General features: G+C 47.9%; 1 protein-coding gene and 1 pseudogene. Both read left to right on the top strand.

Features of this window, described 5'->3' with window-relative positions; all coding sequences use genetic code 11:
- Positions 1 to 149: 149 nt before the first annotated feature.
- Positions 150 to 437, top strand: a pseudogene (gene tnpB, locus ACTNBR_RS16375) (IS66 family insertion sequence element accessory protein TnpB); the annotation flags it as partial.
- Positions 438 to 579: 142 nt separating this feature from the next.
- A partial coding sequence (gene tnpC / locus ACTNBR_RS16370; protein ID WP_441019251.1) for an IS66 family transposase occupies positions 580 to 1,598 on the top strand: 1,019 nt, incomplete at its 3' end.

Below are 1,598 nucleotides of genomic sequence, written 5' to 3'. Positions count from 1 at the left end.
TAATGCGATTCCATTATCACATAAAATATGTTATCCTCATCTTTTTTGCGAAGAAGAGAGTAAATATCTTTATATCCAGAAAAGATGAGGATAAAAATATCGTGAGGATAAGCCGCATTATCCGAATGTTAGGATAATGCGGCTATACCGATATGCGAAAATCCATTGACGGACTCTGCGCCGTTATCGAAGACCAGCTTAAGATGGATCCGTCGTCCAGTGCTCTCTTCCTTTTCTGCGGAAGAAGACGGGACAGGATCAAAGCCTTGTTCCGGGAACCGGACGGCTTCGTTCTAATCTATAAGCGCTTGTCTGTCCGCGGCGGCTATCAATGGCCCAGGAAGCAGTCGGAGGTCCGGAATCTTTCCTGGCGGGAGTTTGACTGGCTGATGTCGGGGATCGATATTGACCAGCCAAAAGCCCTCAAAGCAGAGTAAAAAGTATCTGGATTTCAGCAGAAATCCTGCACAGAAAAACCCGGAAATCCCTTGTAAATTCGGCATTTTTCAGGAGTCATTTTCCTTTAGTAAAAGCCCCGTTTCTGGTATAATAAAGGTATCAAATCCGAGGAGAGAACCGATGGCTTCCAATGCGAAAGATATCCAGCTTCGAGAGCTGAAAGATACAGTATCACAACTGAAAACAATGGTATCTGAACAGACTGAGCTGATCAAATCTCTCCGTCTTATTATTGACGAAAAATCCAGTCACGAGAAAGCACTCCTGGAACAGGTGGACTATCTGACCAAAAAGCTTTTCGGCTCTTCCAGCGAAAGAAGATCTGATGATATTCCGGGACAACAGAATCTCTTTGATGAAGCAGAAATGGAACAGGATCCGTCCCTGCTGGAAGAAGAAACTGTGATCAAGGAACATACCCGTAAAAAGAAGGCAACCCATGAGGATCTCTTCAAAGGCCTGAAGGTTGAAAAAGTAGTGATCCCTCTTCCGGAAGAAGACCAGATCTGTCCGGTATGCGGTACGCAGATGGTCCTGATCGGCGAGGAGTATGTCCGCCGGGAACTGGAATTCATTCCTGCTACTTGTAAAGTGATCGAGTACTACAGCCAGAGTTACGGATGTCCGTCCTGCAAGGAAGGGTTTGGCGATACAGAAAAGCCTGTGATCATAAAGTCTCAGGTTCCGGCGGCTCTGGTTGGGAAAGGTCCTGCCTCAGCATCCACTGTTGCATGGACCATGTATCAGAAGTATGCCAATGGGCTTCCCCTTTACCGGCAGGAGAAAGACTGGAAACAGTATGGGGCTCAGATCAGCCGCACCACTCTTGCCAACTGGATCATCTACTGTTCACAGAACTACTTCCAGCCAATGTATGATTACTTCCACCGTGAGCTGCTGAAACGCAGCTTTGCAATGGCAGATGAAACCCGAGTTCAGGTATTGAACGAGGAAGGGCGCCGAGCCCAGACCCAATCATTCATGTGGCTGTTCCGAAGCGGCGAGGATGGACTTCCGGCGATCATCCTGTATGGCTATTCCCCGACCAGGAGGGGCAGTCACGCAAGGGAGTTCCTGGAAGGCTACAGCGGATACCTGGAAACGGATGGATATCAGGGATACAACAATCTTCCAGGGAT

Origin of the sequence: Bariatricus sp. HCP28S3_F11, assembly GCF_052065395.1 — a bacterium.
GTDB lineage: Bacteria > Bacillota > Clostridia > Lachnospirales > Lachnospiraceae > Allocoprococcus.
Note: the sequence above shows the minus strand (reverse complement) of the source record. Positions and strands in the feature narration are given on the sequence as shown.